Annotated in this window: 12 protein-coding genes; 9 read left to right on the forward strand and 3 right to left on the reverse strand. The window is 50.0% G+C overall.

Annotation, left to right across the window (positions count from 1 at the left end; all coding sequences use genetic code 11):
- The first annotated feature begins 12 nt into the window (after positions 1-12).
- From prlC to ABY802_RS12205, 6 genes are all read left to right on the forward strand, one after another.
- Positions 13-2,103 (forward strand): oligopeptidase A, encoded by a 2,091-nt coding sequence (prlC, locus tag ABY802_RS12180; protein WP_372627412.1) that lies wholly within the window; start codon positions 13-15, stop codon positions 2,101-2,103.
- Positions 2,104-2,173: 70 nt separating this feature from the next.
- The gene (locus ABY802_RS12185; protein ID WP_372627413.1) at positions 2,174-2,656 is read left to right on the forward strand and encodes a hypothetical protein; all 483 of its coding nucleotides are present in this window, start codon (positions 2,174-2,176) and stop codon (positions 2,654-2,656) included.
- 24 nt (positions 2,657-2,680) lie between these two features.
- Complete coding sequence (locus tag ABY802_RS12190) at positions 2,681-3,385, forward strand: DNA-3-methyladenine glycosylase I (RefSeq protein WP_372627414.1); 705 nt, start codon at positions 2,681-2,683, stop codon at positions 3,383-3,385.
- Positions 3,385-4,137, forward strand: a complete 753-nt coding sequence (locus ABY802_RS12195; RefSeq protein WP_372627415.1) for a class I SAM-dependent methyltransferase — start codon at positions 3,385-3,387, stop codon at positions 4,135-4,137. Before ABY802_RS12190 ends, ABY802_RS12195 begins: the two co-directional genes overlap by 1 nt.
- A 50-nt stretch (positions 4,138-4,187) precedes the next feature.
- Entirely contained in the window at positions 4,188-4,661 is a 474-nt protein-coding gene (locus ABY802_RS12200; protein WP_372627416.1) for a peroxiredoxin, read from the forward strand.
- A gap of 61 nt (positions 4,662-4,722) precedes the next feature.
- Positions 4,723-5,604 carry a hypothetical protein gene (locus ABY802_RS12205; RefSeq protein ID WP_372627417.1) on the forward strand — a complete coding sequence of 294 codons (882 nt, stop codon included), beginning with the start codon at positions 4,723-4,725 and terminating at the stop codon, positions 5,602-5,604.
- A 37-nt stretch (positions 5,605-5,641) separates the two neighbouring features.
- Here the strand turns inward: ABY802_RS12205 and ABY802_RS12210 are convergent, their stop codons facing one another.
- Positions 5,642-6,568 (reverse strand): glycosyltransferase family 2 protein, encoded by a 927-nt coding sequence (locus tag ABY802_RS12210; RefSeq protein ID WP_372627418.1) that lies wholly within the window; start codon positions 6,566-6,568, stop codon positions 5,642-5,644.
- Between the two features lie 167 nt (positions 6,569-6,735).
- Between ABY802_RS12210 and waaA the strand changes: the two genes are divergently transcribed.
- Both waaA and ABY802_RS12220 read left to right on the forward strand, forming a co-directional pair.
- Positions 6,736-8,763 carry a lipid IV(A) 3-deoxy-D-manno-octulosonic acid transferase gene (gene waaA / locus ABY802_RS12215; RefSeq protein WP_372627419.1) on the forward strand — a complete coding sequence of 676 codons (2,028 nt, stop codon included), beginning with the start codon at positions 6,736-6,738 and terminating at the stop codon, positions 8,761-8,763.
- Positions 8,764-8,878: 115 nt separating this feature from the next.
- Positions 8,879-11,077, forward strand: coding sequence for a hypothetical protein (locus ABY802_RS12220; protein WP_372627420.1), 2,199 nt, complete (start codon positions 8,879-8,881; stop codon positions 11,075-11,077).
- A gap of 95 nt (positions 11,078-11,172) precedes the next feature.
- On the opposite strand, the gene ABY802_RS12225 is transcribed toward ABY802_RS12220, so the two are convergent.
- Both ABY802_RS12225 and ABY802_RS12230 read right to left on the reverse strand, forming a co-directional pair.
- Positions 11,173-12,906 carry a S8 family peptidase gene (locus ABY802_RS12225; protein WP_372627421.1) on the reverse strand — a complete coding sequence of 578 codons (1,734 nt, stop codon included), beginning with the start codon at positions 12,904-12,906 and terminating at the stop codon, positions 11,173-11,175.
- Between the two features lie 350 nt (positions 12,907-13,256).
- Entirely contained in the window at positions 13,257-15,575 is a 2,319-nt protein-coding gene (locus tag ABY802_RS12230) for a S8 family serine peptidase (RefSeq protein WP_372627422.1), read from the reverse strand.
- A gap of 415 nt (positions 15,576-15,990) precedes the next feature.
- Here ABY802_RS12230 and ABY802_RS12235 point away from each other — a divergent pair, with 415 nt between their 5' ends.
- On the forward strand, positions 15,991-17,172 hold the full coding sequence (locus ABY802_RS12235) for an NAD(P)/FAD-dependent oxidoreductase (protein ID WP_372627423.1): 1,182 nt from the start codon (positions 15,991-15,993) through the stop codon (positions 17,170-17,172).
- Positions 17,173-17,311 lie beyond the last annotated feature (139 nt).

Genomic DNA, 17,311 nt, shown 5'->3' on the forward strand with positions numbered 1-17,311 from the left:
GCAGGACCTTTTATGTCAGATTCTATGTCGCAGCAGCAAACCGTAGCAGCAAGTAGTAACCCGTTACTTACTTTCACCGATTTACCGCCATTTTCACAGATTAAACCTGAGCAGGTAAAACCGGCAGTAGAAGCCGCCATTGGTCAGGCGCGTCAGGCAGTGGAGCAGCTGCTTGCGGCGGGTGACATCAGCTGGCAAACCCTGATTACCCAACTGGAGCATGACAGCGAGCGTTTAGGTAAACTCTGGTCGCCGGTGTCGCATTTAAACTCAGTACTTAACAGCCCCGAGTTACGGCAGGCTTATGAAAGCTGCCTGCCACTGTTATCAGAATTCAGCACTTGGCTGGGCCAGCACGAGGGCTTATATCAGGCGTATCAGACCTTAAGTTTAAGTGACGAGTTTGCCGATTTAACTCAGGCTCAGCAGAAAGTTATTACCAATGCCCTGCGCGACTTCAAGCTGTCAGGCATTGGCCTGTCTGCTGAGAAGAAACAACGTTATGGCGACATTCAGAGCCGTTTGTCTGATTTAAGCTCACAATTCTCAAATAATACGCTGGATGCCACCCAGGCCTGGTTTAAACATATTAGCGACGAGGCTCTGCTCAGTGGTCTGCCCGAAGATGCCAGGCTGGCTGCAGCAGAAGAGGCGCAAAGTCGCGAATTAACCGGCTGGGTGTTTACCCTGGAATTCCCCAGCTATATAGCAGTAATGACCTATGCCGATAATCGCGAACTGCGACAAGAGCTTTACAGTGCTTATTGTACCCGGGCGTCTGATCAGGGGCCGCATGCCGGCCAGTTTGATAACAGTGCCATCATTGAAGAAATTCTGACATTAAAGCATGAGTTGGCGCAGTTACTCGATTTTAGCAATGCCGCGCAGGAATCGCTGGTGACTAAAATGGCAGACAGTCCGGCTCAGGTACTGGAGTTTCTGACGGATTTAGCCCGCCGCGCCAAACCACAGGCTGAGCAGGATCTGGCGGAGCTTACCGAGTTTGCCCAGCAGCAGTTTAACGCACCTAAGCTGGAAGCCTGGGATGTTACCTATTACAGCGAAAAGTTGAAGCAAGCAAAATACGCCGTTTCGGATGAGCAATTACGGCCGTATTTCCCAGAAACCAAAGTAGTGCCCGGGCTGTTTAACGTGCTTAACCGGTTGTTTGGGTTAACGGTTACCGAGCGCACTGACGTTGATGTCTGGCATCCTGATGTCCGGTTCTATGATATTACCGATAGCCAGGGCGAACTGCGCGGCAGTTTTTATCTGGATTTATACGCCCGCAGTCAAAAACGGGGTGGTGCCTGGATGGACGATTGCCAGGGCCGGCGTATTCTGCCAGACGGCAGCGTCCAGAGTCCGGTTGCCTATTTAACCTGTAATTTTAATAAGCCAGTGGGTGGCAAGCCCGCGTTGTTTACCCACGATGAAGTGGTGACTTTATTCCATGAGTTTGGCCATGGCTTACATCATATGCTGACTAAGGTTGATGCGGCTGCGGTTGCTGGCATTAATGGCGTGGCCTGGGATGCGGTGGAATTACCCAGCCAATTTCTGGAGAACTGGTGCTGGGCACCAGAAGCGCTGGCCATTATCGCTGGCCATTATCAAACCGGTGAACCATTACCTGATGAAATGTTAAGGAAAATGCTGGCCGCGAAGAACTTTCAATCGGCCTTGTTTATCGTGCGGCAACTGGAGTTCGCGTTATTTGACATGCGCTTACACAGTGAATACCACGGCTCGGCCCCTAATACTGATGGCAACGGTGTCCAACAGTTACTGGACGAGGTTCGCAGCCAGGTATCGGTCATCGTGCCACCGCGCTTTAACCGGTTTCAGCATGGTTTCGGCCACATATTTGCCGGCGGTTATGGTGCGGGCTATTACAGCTATTTATGGGCTGAAGTACTGTCATCAGACGCGTTCAGCCGGTTTGAAGCAGAAGGTGTATTTAACCCCCAGACCGGTCAGGACTTTCTGCAATGGGTGTTAGAGCGGGGAGGCAGCGCCGAGCCGATGGAGTTATTTAAAGGTTTCCGTGGTCGTGAACCTTCTAACGAAGCTTTCCTGCGACACATGGGCATAGCAGGCTAAGTTGTTAACAGGTAATTAATTGCTTATTCAGTTTCGCTCTGTCAGGATGAATCGAAAAGGGAGGGGACCTATGAAATATCAATTCGTGCTAGTGGCATTAATGCTGGGTATCAGTGGCTGTCAGCAAGGTCAGGCGGCAAATAGCGAGCAATTGGCGCCTGAGCCATTAGTGGAAGCCATCGATCCGCAGCAAGAACCGATAGCCGCGGTAAAAGCCAAGGAAAAACAAATGACATTAACAGCAGATCAGGACGTTGATGCCCTGCGACGTCAGGCCCTTAGTGCCATTGGCGATGCCAGTGCCGATGATAATAACCAGTGCCGGATAGCCGGGTTTGGCCATAAGCCCTGCGGTGGGCCAGCCGAATATATCGCATACTCTACTAAAGGCGGCAATGAAGCCGAAATACTGAGAAAAATAGCCGCTTATAATGCGGCGGCTCAAGCTGAAAATATGCGGCTGGGCCGAATGTCTGACTGCGCCGTAGTACCGAAGCCAGCAGTCGAGTTATCTGGCGGCCAGTGCAAACTGGTAAAAAATAGCAGTTACTAAGCAGTAGCAACCAACAAGGGTAGTATGACAGGCACAGTAGAAGATTTTGCAGCAATTTACCGGCGTGCTTGCGAGCGCAAAGGCGGTAAAGCGGCGTTACAGGCATTAATTAGCCAGCCGCTGGCGCCGGCTAAACTGGTGACGGTAAGCGATGATCTGTGGCTGGCTGAGCTGTCTAAAAAAGTATTTCAATCCGGTTTTGTCTGGCGGGTAGTCCGGCAGAAATGGCCGGGTTTTTGTGAGATATTCTTTGATTTTAATGTTGAAAAAATCCTGTTGCTCAGTGATGAAATGCTGGAACAAAAAGCGGCTGATCCGCGAATCATCCGAAATCTAAATAAGGTTTTTACCATTCGCGATAATGCCCTGATGATCTACGATGTGCAGCAGCACCACCCCAGCTTTGCCAGTTTTATAGCCGACTGGCCCAGCGACAACATTGTTGGACTGTGGGCCTATTTAAAAAAACACGGCGCCCGGCTTGGCGGTAATACCGGGCCTTACGCTTTGCGTGCCATGGGCAAAGATACCTTTTTACTGACTCAGGATATTGAAGGCTACTTGCGTGCTTATGGCGTATTTGACGGTGGAATTAACAGTCAGCGCAGCTTAAAACAAATTCAGCAGCAATTTAACCTGTGGCAACAACAATCAGGATTAAGTTTGCAGGAAATCAGCCAGATAGTGGCGCTAAGCTGTGGTGAAAACCATGCCGGGATGCAGCGCTGATGCCTGCCATTTCGCTGCTGAAAAGTGCGGATTTAGGCACCGATTATAGCCAGCAACTTCAACAGCAATTTGGCTTGTGTGTCACCACAGAGCCAGATGGCTGGTACCTGAGCATGCAACAAGGTGCCCTGGTGTTGCTAAACAGCCGCTTACCAAAGCAAGGTGCGATCCTGGTCGATTTTGCCAGTGGCGCCAGCAGTTACCGGCGCCAGCATGGCGGTGGCAAAACGGAAGCGATAGCCAAAGCCGTTGGCCTGAACAAAAAACGTGATTTACGGGTACTGGATGCGACCGCAGGCCTTGGCCGTGATGCCTTTGTCCTGGCCAGTCTGGGAGCCAGAGTTACGCTGGTTGAGCGTAACCCGGCTGTGGCGGCGCTGCTGGCCGATGGTTTGCGACGGGCTGCCGGAGAACCGACACTGTCTGATACCGCATCGCGGATGGAGCTGCTGCACTGTCCAGCACAAAACGCGCTGAGCCAAAAAAAGCAAACCGACGTAGTGTTCTTAGATCCAATGTTTCCTCCCAGAGAGAAGTCCGCTCAGGTAAAAAAGGAAATGCGGGCGTTTCATGATGTGGTGGGCAGTGATGAAGATGCCGATAGTCTGCTGGCGCCGGCGCTTGAACTGGCCGAAAAGCGAGTGGTGGTGAAACGACCAGGCTATGCGGATTTTTTGGCAAGTCAGCCGCCGACCATGTCAATCAGTGGAAAAAATAATCGTTTCGATGTGTATGTTAAAGCCGCGATTTAGCACAGCACGACAATAATGCATTTTAATAAGCAAACTCAGGGGAAATACTTATGATTAAAACCGGCGACAAATTACCAGAAGTCAGTTTTTCACAACTGACCAAAGAAGGCGTAATGAATCCGACCACCAGTCAGATTTTTGCAAATAAAAAGGTACTGATGTTTGCGGTGCCGGGTGCCTTTACCCCAACCTGTTCAGCGGCACATTTGCCTGGTTATATTACCCTGGCCGATCAAATCAAAGCCAAAGGCGTTGATACCATTATCTGCACTGCAGTAAACGATGCCTTTGTCATGAGTGCCTGGGGTAAAAGCCAGAACGCGGAAGAAATTGTTTTTTTAGCCGATGGCGGCGCGGCATTTCATAAAGCCATTGGCCTGACCATGGAAACCGGTGATTTTGGCGGCGTGCGCTCGCAACGCTATGCCATGCTGGTCGAAAATGGCGTAGTAACTCAATTAAATGTAGAAGCGCCGAAAACCTTTGAAGTCAGCAAAGCCGAAGTGATGCTGGCTGCGCTTTAGTATGTGTAAGCGTGATCAGTTGCTTATAGTCACTGATTACGCTGCTTGAAGAGATTTTAGTATGTCAGTTTTATCGGCGTTGAAGCGTCACGTGCAGCGTAAGTTTAAATCATTGGGCGGCATCCCACTGCAATATACTGCCGAGTCGGTATTGGCAAAGCAATGGGCCAAGCGGGCAACGTTAAACCAGCAAAGTCACAAGCTGGCGGGACAGCTGATAGTCAACCTGACTTCATATCCACCAAGATTTAATACCTTGCATCTGACCTTGAAATCGTTGCTTCTGCAACATGTTGTAGCTGACAAAGTGGTGTTGTGGCTCTATCAGCCAGATTATCAACTGTTACCGGCAGAAGTATTAGCACTGGAACAGCAAGGGTTAACAATAAAGTTGGTAGAGCAGGATATTAAGTCGTACAAAAAATTGATACCGGCATTATTGCAGTTCCCAGAGGCCTACCACGTCACTGCTGACGACGATATCTATTATCGAAACGATTGGTTGGCGGAATTGTTGGCTGGCTATCAAGGCGGGGAGCGGGAAATTGTTTGTTTGAGGGCGCACTACATAACACTGGACGAACTGAGTAATCTGCAACCTTACCGATTCTGGCAGGCTAAAACCGAGCATCGGGGCCCGGATAATCGGTTGTTTTTTACCAGTGGCGCCGGTGCGTTGTTTCCTCCGGGGGCACTGCACCAAGATGTAACTGATGTCGCTAAGTTTAGCCGTTTATCTCCCCATGGCGACGACATCTGGCTTTATTGGATGGCGACACTTAACAATTGCGCTATTCATCGGACGGGTAGCAATAAAAAGCTGATTGTCTGGAAAAACAGTAAGGCAGTGACGCTTTGGCAAATTAACAAGCAACCAGATAGTGGCAATGACTTTCAAATCACCAATATGGTTCGAGAATACGGTCTTCCAGAGATGAGCTGAGCGGACAAACTAGTATTTTATCCGCATCTATCTGGTTTTACTTATTAATCAGTGCCGATTTAATCCGGCGAATCGTTTTGCGGATCACCGATACTTTACTGTCTTCTTTGTAGCGGCCTTTTTCAGCATGGCGAATAAGCAATAAGTTGGGCAGGGCTATCGGCACACCCTGAGTACCCAGTAGCCAGCGCACCGCCCGGTCTTCATAGGTTTTGGTCCAGTGGTGTTTCGGTTTCTGGTATACCGCTAAATCGTCACAATAACCGCAATTGCGCGCCACTTCGCCATGAATGATCTGAATAGCGCCAGTGGCCCGGTCAAATTTACGCGGTTTAAATTTAGTTTTGTCTACTTCCAGCAATTCAGTTTTGTCTTTGCCAGCCGAGATCATTGGATCGGCTTCAGTCAACAGCGGGGTGACCAATAACGTATCGGGGAACAACAGAATTTCCTGCCGGCCTTTTAGCAGCTGCTCCAGGGTATCCAGGCAGTTTTCATGAAACACCATATCGCAATCAGCAAACCAGACCCAGTCGGCTTTAGTCTCTTTTGCCGCGCGATTGCGGCCAATGGCCCGTCGCAGTAACAAAGGCGTGGCAAGTGGCTGGAAGTTCCACTCAACATTAGGTACTGACAGCGTTTGAAAATGTTGAAGCAGCTTAGCAGTTGCCTGGTCTTCTTCAGAATAAAATACAGTAAAGCGAAGCTGCATGCCGGTTGGCGGATACTTTACCAAGGAACTTAACTGATAGACAAAAAAGCGGGCGTAGTTCCAGCAGTGGGTGACAATTTCCAGCTTTATGTTGTCGTGCACTACAGGCAAATCGGTTTTAACCGGTTGGTTTTTAATAAAGGCGGTGGCCGGAAAGTAGCCAGAGGCGGCAAAGCGCAATAACAGTTCTTTAAAGTTATCCAATGCGCTGGCTTTTTCTGGCAGGTTATTTTCTGGTTTGGCTGCGGTCATGCACGACTCCGGCGTTACGTTTAGCGGGTTAAAACCGGCTACAAAGGCAAAAGTTTAGCATTAAAGGTCGGGCCAAAACAGATTCTTTTGGTGTAGCTGGCTGATATTTGGCATCATAGCGGCTTTAGCCTGCACGGGCGATATATACGTTTACACAGGAAGTTATTATGACCAAGGCGTTAAGCCGCTGTGCTTACCAGTTGTTATTGTATCTTGGTTTGCTGCCATTGCTGGGCTATCTGCTTTGGCGTTCAGTGCGCGATGTACGCTATCGCCAGCGGCTGGCCGAGCGCTTTGGTTGGCTTTCTGCCAAAATTCAGGCCGGCGGTATTGTGGTGCATGCGGTATCGGTTGGCGAGGTTATTGCTGCGCTACCGTTAATTAAACAGCTGCAACAGCAGTATCCAAACCAGAGGGTAACGGTTACCTGCACCACCCCTACCGGTAGCGCCATTATCATAAGCCGGCTGGGTGAATCCGTTCAGCACTGTTATTTACCCTTCGATTATCCGGGCGCCGTAGCCCGGTTTATTAAGCGCTTACAGCCGCAGCTTGTGGTTATTCTAGAGACGGAGTTGTGGCCTAATTTACTGGCGCAATGCCACCAAGCACTGATCCCAACTGTATTAGTTAACGCCCGGTTATCAGCGCGTTCCGCCAGGGGGTATCGACGCTTTGCCTGGCTTACCCTCCCGACGTTGCAGCAGGTAAGCTTATTATTGGCACAGGATAACACCAGTGCCCGTCGTTTTAAGGCATTAGGTCACAGTAACGTTCAGGTTACTGGCAACTTAAAATTTGAGATGCGCTTACCGGACAATCTTGCGGCGAACAGCAGCCAGCTGGCACCCGCATTAACTGATCGGCTGGTTTGGGTGGCGGGCAGCACCCACGAAGGCGAAGATGAACAGCTGATATCCTTATACCCCCAGCTGAAAAAACAGTTTAATAATTTATTGCTGGTACTGGTGCCGCGCCACCCTGAGCGTTTTAATAAGGTGGCCACCCTGGCTATTCAGGCCAGGCTGCAGTTATGGCGGCGCAGCGCCGGCGGTGTGCCAACAGCTGGAACCGATGTGGCACTGATTGATAGCATGGGTGAGCTGCTGGCCTGGTACCAGCAAGCCAGCCTGGTATTTATTGGCGGCAGTTTAATTAAACGGGGCGGCCACAACCCGTTAGAGGCAATATGTTTTGGGAAAGCGGTACAAACCGGGCCGCATTATTTTAATTTTGCCGATGCTTATAACCAGCTGGCCCAACGCCACGCCGTCAGCATAGTTCAACATGCTGAACAACTAGCTGCCAATGCCACTCTGCTGCTGGCCGATACCGCTGTGCGCCAGCAGCAGGGCAAGCGGGCCCATCAGTTTTTCCAGTCACAGCAAGGCGCAGTAAAGCGCAGCAGTATGGCCATCGCCGGCCTGTGTGGCGATAGCCTTAGCAACGTGCAGCGCCAGACTGCCGGCAACGAATTATATTGGTTTCGCACCGATCTGTTCGACAAGGTCAGCGCTGCGCAGTTTGACCCTCTCTGGTGGCAGCAACAGCAGGCGGTAACCGGCAGTTCTGCCGGGCGCAACACCGCCTGGTTTATCAGCCATAGTCACCAGGGCGCGCAGCATCAGCTGGTACTGCGGCATTATTATCGCGGTGGCCTGGCAGGCAAAATTAACAAAGACCGGTTCTTCTACCAAAGTGCAATATACAGCCGTGCGATGCAGGAGTTCAGCTTGCTGCAATGGATGCGCCAGCAAGGGTTAGCAGTACCCAAACCGGTTGCGGCCCGCTATCGGCAAACTGGCGTGAGCTACCAGGCTGACTTACTGATAGAGCGGATACGTGACGCCCGCGATCTGGCGACCATATTACATAATGACCGCGCGCTTACTGACAGCGAATGGCAGGCGGTTGGCAGCGCTATCGCTCGCCTGCATCAGGCCGGGGTAGACCATACCGATCTAAACTGCCGGAATATTTTGCTTGATAACCACGGTAAGGTCTGGCTAATTGATTTTGATAAATGCCGGCGCCGGCTCCCGGGCGACTGGCAGCAACAAAATCTGCAACGGTTACTGCGATCCTTGCATAAAGAGCAGAAAAAACTGCAGCCTTTTCACTGGCAGGAGCTTGCGTGGCAAAATGTTATTAATGGTTATCAGCAACAGAAAAAGCCGTTAAACCCGCATAAATAGCGCTTTGTCGCAGTTTTTGTCATTGGTTTTACCATTATTTAACGCTTATATAATGGATTAAGCTGTTGGTGTCTTAGTTGAACTTTGGTATAACTATGGCAGCGGAGGGGCATCTATGCGGCTAAATATAATAACAACAGCATTGCTCGCAGTCAGTTTGGTGGCAGCAGCAGATAATTCCGAAATAATGACGGAAGCGAAAACAGCGTTTGATGATGGCAGGTATGCCAGAGCAGTAGAGCTTTGGCAAAATCTGGCTATGGAAGGGGTAAAGTCGGCGCAATTTGAGTTGGCTAAAGCCTATTCACTGGGGCAGGGCGTAGAGCAAGACCCGCTGCAGGCGTCGTACTGGCTGGAGCAAGCCGCTTCTAACAGCACTGACTTTGCAGAAGTTACTGCAGCAAAGCGTGATATTGAGCGCGCTGCTAACCAGCTTAGAGCTGAGCAATCCGCGGCAGCAATGGTCTCGCCACCACCGCAGCAGGCAGCAGTGAGTAACGCTGCTGAAATCCAGCTTGGTACCAGCAACCCTGCCGCAGCGCTGGCAGGCGCTCAAGTGAGAAATCAGCAACAAAGCAACGACAATGTTGTGGCTGAGCGCAGCGCGGATAAAACCATCACTAATACGCCGGTGGCCACCACCAATGTCAGTTCGGTTGATGTTGGTTCAGCCAACTTTGACACCGGCATGCGCGCCTTTAATCGTGAAAATTATAGTGAGGCGCTGGCGCAGTGGTTGCCGCTGGCTCAGGCCGGCAACCTTGATGCTCAATTTAACCTCGCCGCGCTTTATGCCAATGGCCTTGGTGTTGCGGTAGATTATACCGAAGCGGCCAACTGGTTTGTCGCGGCTGCCGAGCAGGGCATGGCAGCCGCGCAATATCACCTTGCTACCCTATTTGCCAATGGTCGTGGTGTGGGCAAAGATGATGTGCAGGCAGTGTACTGGTATCGTCAGGCTGCACAGCAGGACTATTTGCTGGCCCAGTATAATCTGGGGTACATGTATGCCAATGGCCGTGGTGTTAAGCAGGATGAAAGTGCCGCCCTGAACTGGTTTGAAAAGGCAGCGGCTCAGGGTGATGTTGATGCCCAGTTTATTGTGGCTAACCGCTACAGTGATGGTCGTGGAACCACGGTTGATATGAGTCAGGCGGCGCGATGGCTGCAGCTGGCATCGGCGCAAAATCATACCCGCGCGGCGTATCAGCTTGGCTTATTGTATCGGGATGGCAATGGCGTAAGTAAAAACGATGATACGGCCTTCAAATTATTTTCAAAAGCGGCGGAACAAGGTTTGGCGGCAGCCCAGCGCGAAGTAGGTGCCAGCTACCTGCAGGGTCGTGGGGTGCGAGCCAACACCAACCGGGCCAGAGAATGGCTGGAGCTGGCGGCAGCCCAGCAAGACGGTGACGCTAGTTATTATCTTGGCTTGTTGTTACAACAAAGCGGTGGCCGCCCGGAAGATTTACGCCGTGCTGTTGAATTATTTGAACTGGCGGCAAGCCAGGGCTCAGCAAACGCGCAGTTTCAGTTGGGGTTAAGCTTTGCTAACGGCACTGGGGTAGCGGTAGACGAACAGCAAGCCTTTAAATGGTTTGAGGCGGCTGCACAGCAAGGGTTAGCAGTAGCCCAGTATAACGCAGCGCTACGTCTTGCTAACGGCACCGGCACGGCGCAGGATGATGCCGCTGCGGTTAGCTGGTATGAGCAGGCAGCTGCACAGGGTGAAGTGTTTGCCATGTACAATCTGGGCTTTATGTATGCTAATGGCCGCGGGGTCGTTCAGAATGAGCAGCAGGCCGTGTACTGGTATCAAAAAGTTGCAGAAAGCGGCGATGCCGATGCGCAGTTTAATATGGGGCTGCGGTTTGAAACTGGCCGGGGTGTTAAACAAAATGATCAGCAAGCCGTTTACTGGTACCAGCTGGCCGCTGACCAGCAGCATAGCCGGGCCCTGGCTCATCTTGGCTGGCTGTATGAAAAAGGCTACGGTGTACCACAGGACGAGGCACGCGCGCTAGCACTGTATCAGCGCTCGCTGGATGCTAAAGTGCCACGGGCGTTAACCGCACTTGGCATGTTTTATAAAAATGGCCGGCTGGTTAAAGCAGACGATAAAAAAGCAGTTGAGTTATTCAGCCAGGCTGCGGAGCAAGGTTATGCTACGGCGCAATATAATCTGGGCTGGATGTATGAAAATGGCCGAGGTGTTGGCCGGGATTTAATTAAAGCTCGCGATTATTATCAATTAGCCGCTGCCCAGAATGAACCGCTGGCAAAAGCACAATTGCATCGCTTGTTAAACCCCTGAAAGAGTCCGGCTGGTCAAATTGATAAGCTACATAGCTATAATAAAACAAGGGCGCCTATTGGCGCCCTTGTTACTTCTGCTTAATAATGAATCGATTAAGGTTGGTATTCTACAACCAGAGTGACACCACTGAAGCTACTGTACGCGCGGATGCTGACATGCCAGGTATCCGCTGCGGGATTGCTAAAACTGCAGTTTTCATTGTTGCCCTGCAAATACGGGCGACAATCAAAAGTCGTTGTGGTTGGTCTGGCACCGCGACGTACAAACAAATCAGCATCACCCGTGCCGCCGGAGATCGCCGCAGTCAGGGTTTTCATGCCCGTTGGTACGGTTATCGTGTAATGCAGCCAATTGTTGGTGGTGGCAGATAAATTAGTAGCAGTGCCACCGCCACCTGCAGCGGGCATCGCTGCGGTTACTGCGGCATTAGCATCAACAATGCCGGTGCCACAACCGCTACACGCTGCCGGAAAACTGCGGCTGGACGTTTTCAGGATAGTTTCAATTTCATCTGGTGTGGCAGAGGGCTTAACCTGCTTAATCAGTGCCGCAACACCCGCGACATGAGGTGCGGCCATAGAAGTACCCTGGCTGTAACCATAACTGTCAGCACCTGGCGTTGTGCTACCTGTATTGTAAGTTGACAGTACACCATTTGGATCGTTTGCTGAGGTCATTTGGCCGCCGGGAGCTGCCACATCAATGTTGGTACCATAGTTTGAGTAACTGGCACGGCCACCTTGCCGATTAGTTGCGGCAACGTTTACTACGCCGCTACAATTCCCCGGGTTATAGTTAGTTGAATTGTCATTGCTGTTACCTGCGGCAATGACTACAACAGCGCCCAGACCTCGTGCCTGATTAATTGCATTTTGAGTGGTGGCACTGCAGGCACCGCTGCCGCCTAAACTCATATTAATTACCTTTGCCGGGTTGGCATTGGCCGGCACACCGGAAACCGTTCCGCCTGCAGCCCAGATTATGCCATCAGCAATATCTGAGGTATAACCACCACATTTACCCAATACTCTTACCGGAACGACCTTAGCATTGTAGGCAACACCTGCTACGCCGCGGTTATTATTGGTAACGGCTGCAATAGTGCCGGCAACATGGGTACCATGCCAGCTTGACGCTCTGAAAGAAGTGGGTTGGCCATTACCGCATTCGCCTGCATTGGTCCAGTCGCCGTTATCGCGCGCATCGCTGTCCCGACCGTTGCCATCATTACCAATGAAGGCATCTGAAATCATGTCGTAACCAGGTAGTAGGTTGGCATTTAAATCAATATGTGGCCGGTAGCCAGTATCCAGCACCGCAACAACAACGCCCTGACCGGTTGCTTTATCCCACGCAGCAGGCGCCCGTAAGCCGCCAGTCGTTTCAGAGTAATGCCATTGGCTGGAGTAGCTGGTATCGTTTGGGGTAAAAGCCGTTTGCATCAGTACGTCTTCTTCGACAAATTCTACTTCATCATCAGCGGCCATTTGCTCGATCATGGCAGCAGTTTCACTTTTAGAAAGTTTTCTGTTGGCGCCATATATTGCATGGCGTTCCAACGCTGTCTCTCTGACAAAATTGACTCGCTCGCCGGCGCTATTACTGAAGCGCTCTGCTTTTCTTTTCAGCTTCTCCGCCCGGCGTTGCTCACGAAGGGTTTTAGGTAATTGTTCAGTGTCTTTGTCAGTTTCAACATATTTGATAATAAAGCGGGTTGCCGGGCCATCATTATAATCAATCGGCTCTTCAGCTTGCAGGTTACTGCAAAGTGCTACCGGTAAACACAATAAAGCAAGGCGGCTAAATTTAAAGGTATGGAATTTCATAGTGAACTCATAATTATTGTTTTTAATGGCATCCCTGGGTTTGATGAAAACATGCCGTTACCCCACAGCAACATCGCAACTGTTTTAATAAAATTGTAAGAATTTGTATATAGGCAAAATACAGATAAATTTGGGCTGCGCCTTGCAGAATGGTTAGTCTTCTCTGAAAAAGGGATATTTGATTGTTTAATGGCGTTTTTTTGCTCAGACGGGGCACGAAAGATGCGGGTTGTAGCGATTTCGTTTCAGAATGCGTTATAGTTTTAAGTTATAACATATGCCTTTAAAGTTGATTTTCAGTAAAAAATAATGGCGCCATATGGCGCCATTATTTAATCACAAAGCGTTATTTAAGGCTTATATTCAACAACCAGTTTCAGACCTGTAAAGCTGCTGTAAGCGCGCAGGCTGATATGATAGACAGCCGCTTGCGGATTACTAAAGCTGCAACTTTCATTGTTACCCGTTTTATAAGGGCGACAGTCATAAGTTGTGGTGGTTGGCTGGCTGCCACGACGCACATATAAGTCAGCATCACCGGTACCGCCTGAGCTGGTAGCCGTTAATGAACCCATCCCAGCAGGAACGGTAATGGTGTAGTGTAACCAGTTACCTCTGGTCGCGCTCAGGTTCTCTAAGGTACCGCCACCGCCAGTACTACCGCCACCTGCTGGTGCAGTATAGTCAGCTACCAGCGACACACCTGCATAAGCACTGTAACCGCTGATCATGACATGGTAAACACCAGCCTGAGGCGTGGCAAAGCTGCAGCTCTCGGCATTGCCACCTTTATAAGGGCGACAGTCGTAGCTTGACATGGTTGGCTGATTACCAAAGCGAACATATAAATCAGCATCACCACTACCGCCTGCCATGGTAAAGCTCAGGTTGGTGGCACCAGCTGGCACGGTAATAGTAAAGTAAGTCGCAGAGCCAGTCGCACCGGTCAGGTTGGTTTTAGCAACCGCTTTTTCCAGCTCGTTGCCAGCCGCTGGTGGTGGATTTGAGCCGCCGCCAGTACCCGAACCGTCACAGCCTTGCTGGTTGATATAGTCATATGCCGCTTTCGCCCGCACCAGACCAAATCCATACGAATTATCGCGACCCGCCGTACCAAGATCTTCAGCAGTAACGGCTAATACATTACGGATTTGGGCATTGGTACATTGCGGGAAGTGACTCCATACCAGTGCAGCCACACCGGCAACATGCGGCGATGCCATTGAGGTGCCGCTCATCAGGCCATAGTTGCTGGCGCCAGAGCTGACGAATGTAGTTTGACCTAACCGGCCCAGTAATGCCTGGCCTACTGCTTGGGTTACGGCAAGGGCTGGAATGGTAGTGCCAGGGTTATCACCCAGGGTGCCACCAAAATCGCCAGTGGTGTTGTTATAAATGATTGCAGCTAAACCGCCGCCATTTTCACAAGACTGTACTTTTTGGACAAAACTAACACTGCCACGCTCAATCAGACAGATCTTGTTGGCTACGCTGGCACAGGTGGTGTCACCCAGGCCACAATTTGCTAAAGGCGCATTAGCACTGCCATCGCTGGAGTTGGTCATTGGCGAGCTTTCATAGTTAGTGCTGCCAACGCTCAGAATAGCTTCAAGACCCGTTCCTTCAGGGTAAGTAGAACGGATATCAACGCCAGGCGCTGCCAGCTCTACCTGGGTATTGCGCTGTGAGAAATCAGCTAATACTTTGTTTTTATCGATAGCGGCAACTGAAATAACCGAGTTGTAGGACGCTGGGTACGACATCACCGTATTGCCATCGTTACCCGCAGCAGCAATCAGTAATACGCCCTGATCAAAAGCTGCTTGCATCGCGTTGCTTTCAGTGGTGTTAGCACCACCACCACCTAAACTCATGTTAATAACAGTAGAGCCATTAGAAACACAGGTATTTACTGCATTAGCCAGGGTAGAGCTGTAGCCCCAACCCGCTTCGTTAAATACTTTAACGATATGCAGCTTGACGTTGCCGTTCGGCATTACGCCGACCATGCCGGTGCTGTTATTCAATGCGGCAATCGTACCTGCAACATGAGTACCATGCGGCCCGCCATTATCAAACCAGTTACCGGTGCCTGCATCGTTGGTACCAGTAATGTTACCGGTTAAGAAATCTTCATGAGGTAGATCCAAACCTGAGTCAATAACACAGACTTTCTGGTTAGAGGCGAACTGGTCACTAACCTGATTTGCCTGAACCATGGTATAGCCATAGGGGATCTGTTGTGCTAGCAGGTGACGTTTGTAGTCTTCCTCAACCAGTTCAACAGTACTATCTGCCTGCAATTCAATCAGGGCGGCTGAACTCAGTTCAACTGCTATGGCTGATTGGGCAGCTAGCATCATCTTAACTTTGCCGCCGCGCTGCGCCAGCTTTTCAGATTTTCGTTCAAGGTTGTAAAGCCGACGCGCATTGGCGTTAGTTGAGTACATCCCCGGGCCTGCCTGCTCCATACTTTCTTGTTTATATCTGACAATATAACGTTTTGAATCTTTTTGATTGTCGCCAGCGTTAACGAGGGCGATATTTGGGTTGGCGCTGGCAAATGGACGGGCCTGGTCCGTATCAGCCATCAAGGCTGGTGACATAAGTACACTGGCGGGTATACACAGCAACGCAAGCTTACTGATTTTAAATTTTGGTTTATACATGAATACACTCTTATTGTTTGTCTTTGTTATTAGTTTCCTGGAGGTGATGATCGCAAAGCGCAAACTCGCGATAGCATCAAAGTTACTATTAACCAAAGTGTAACTAAGTGTAAATCCGTGAAATGGTGACAACGGCTAAATTTTTGAACGTGACTGAAATTGCGTTCCTGAAATAGTTTTTTTTGAATTGGTATAAAAAGCAATAAGTCAGACAGTACAGGCTGGACAGGTCAAATGTGCATGAAAACGGAGAGATCTTCGTTATAACCAATTAATATTAGTTAGCATAAAATCGAATAAATCTGGGTTTAGGATAAAAGCTATCACAAAATTTATGGAGATTGAGATACGACTAATTGCATCTGGCGTAACAGTCACCGACAATAGCCTCTTTTCAGCAAACAGGCAGTAAAGCATGCAGCAGTGGGATGTAATAGTAGTAGGTGCCGGTGCAGCAGGCCTGATGTGTGCTATTGAGGCCGGCAAGCGCGGCCGCAGTGTCCTAGTGCTGGATAACGGTAAACGGGTAGGCCGTAAGATTCTGATGTCAGGCGGTGGTCGTTGCAATTTCACCAATATGTATACCAGCCCGGAAAACTTTCTGTCGCAAAATAAGCATTTTTGTAAATCGGCATTAAGTCGCTACACCCAGTGGGATTTTATTGCTCTGGTACAAAAACATGCTATCCCCTATCACGAGAAAACCCTCGGTCAGCTATTTTGTGATGATTCTGCCAAGGATATTGTTGAAATGTTGCTTAGCGAGGCCAAAGCGGCCAATGTGCAAATTGCCCTGCAACAAAATATATCTGCCGTCAGTTTTGCTGAGAATACGTACACGGTTACTACCGCAGAACTAAGCAGGCAGTGCCAAAGCCTGGTGATTGCCAGTGGTGGCTTAAGTTTGCCCAATTTAGGCGCTACTGCCTTTGGTTTTCAGCTGGCCGAGCAGTTTGGTTTAAAAGTGCTGCCACTGCGCGCTGCGCTGGTGCCGTTAACCTGGCAACCGAGTGACAAAGCAATATTTGAGGAAATAAGTGGTGTATCGCTGCCAGTAACAGCCGAAGCGAATGGCACGTTATTCCCCGAGGATATATTATTTACCCACCGCGGCTTAAGCGGGCCGGCAATATTGCAAATTTCCAGTTATTGGCAACCCGGCGATCCGGTCATTGTGAATATGTCGCCCCAAACTGACATTGGCGAATTTCTGGCGGCGCAGCAGCAAGCGCATCCGGAGCAGGAGGTCAAAACCGCGTTGGCTAAACTATTACCGAAACGCTTAGTTGAAAAGCTGCTGGAGCTGCAGGTTTTTACTAATCAGCCGTTAAAAGCACTTAATAATAAAAGCATTAAACAAATCGCCGACAGCCTGCATGGTTATCTGTTTAAACCCAATGGCACCGAAGGTTACCGCACAGCAGAAGTGACCATTGGTGGCGTAGATACCGATTATTTATCCTCCAAAACCATGGAAGCCAAACAGCAACCCGGTCTGTACTTTATCGGTGAAGTGGTCGATGTCACCGGCTGGCTGGGTGGTTATAACTTTCAGTGGGCCTGGGCCAGCGGCTGGGTAGCCGGGCAATATTGTTAGTTGAAGTTGAAAAAGGGGTTAAGTTGCACTTAATGGATGTGGGTTGATTTAGGCAATCCAGAAATCAACAATATTTTTATGCCATGGCCATAGGCAGCAAAATAACAATAGTTGACTATAATAGGCGCTGCAGTGTGCC

It is taken from the genome of Arsukibacterium sp., assembly GCF_041616895.1.
Lineage (GTDB): Bacteria > Pseudomonadota > Gammaproteobacteria > Enterobacterales > Alteromonadaceae > Alishewanella.

Excerpts from the sequence above, each read along its gene's own strand:
- ABY802_RS12195 (WP_372627415.1), top strand. The coding sequence starts at position 3,385 with ATGCCTGCCATTTCGCTGCTGAAAAGTGCGGATTTAGGCACCGATTAT.
- ABY802_RS12205 (WP_372627417.1), top strand. The coding sequence starts at position 4,723 with ATGTCAGTTTTATCGGCGTTGAAGCGTCACGTGCAGCGTAAGTTTAAA.
- waaA (WP_372627419.1), top strand. The coding sequence starts at position 6,736 with ATGACCAAGGCGTTAAGCCGCTGTGCTTACCAGTTGTTATTGTATCTT.
- prlC (WP_372627412.1), top strand. The coding sequence starts at position 13 with ATGTCAGATTCTATGTCGCAGCAGCAAACCGTAGCAGCAAGTAGTAAC.
- ABY802_RS12185 (WP_372627413.1), top strand. The coding sequence starts at position 2,174 with ATGAAATATCAATTCGTGCTAGTGGCATTAATGCTGGGTATCAGTGGC.
- ABY802_RS12235 (WP_372627423.1), top strand. The coding sequence starts at position 15,991 with ATGCAGCAGTGGGATGTAATAGTAGTAGGTGCCGGTGCAGCAGGCCTG.
- ABY802_RS12225 (WP_372627421.1), bottom strand. The coding sequence starts at position 12,906 with ATGAAATTCCATACCTTTAAATTTAGCCGCCTTGCTTTATTGTGTTTA.
- ABY802_RS12200 (WP_372627416.1), top strand. The coding sequence starts at position 4,188 with ATGATTAAAACCGGCGACAAATTACCAGAAGTCAGTTTTTCACAACTG.
- ABY802_RS12190 (WP_372627414.1), top strand. The coding sequence starts at position 2,681 with ATGACAGGCACAGTAGAAGATTTTGCAGCAATTTACCGGCGTGCTTGC.
- ABY802_RS12210 (WP_372627418.1), bottom strand. The coding sequence starts at position 6,568 with ATGACCGCAGCCAAACCAGAAAATAACCTGCCAGAAAAAGCCAGCGCA.
- ABY802_RS12220 (WP_372627420.1), top strand. The coding sequence starts at position 8,879 with ATGCGGCTAAATATAATAACAACAGCATTGCTCGCAGTCAGTTTGGTG.
- ABY802_RS12230 (WP_372627422.1), bottom strand. The coding sequence starts at position 15,575 with ATGTATAAACCAAAATTTAAAATCAGTAAGCTTGCGTTGCTGTGTATA.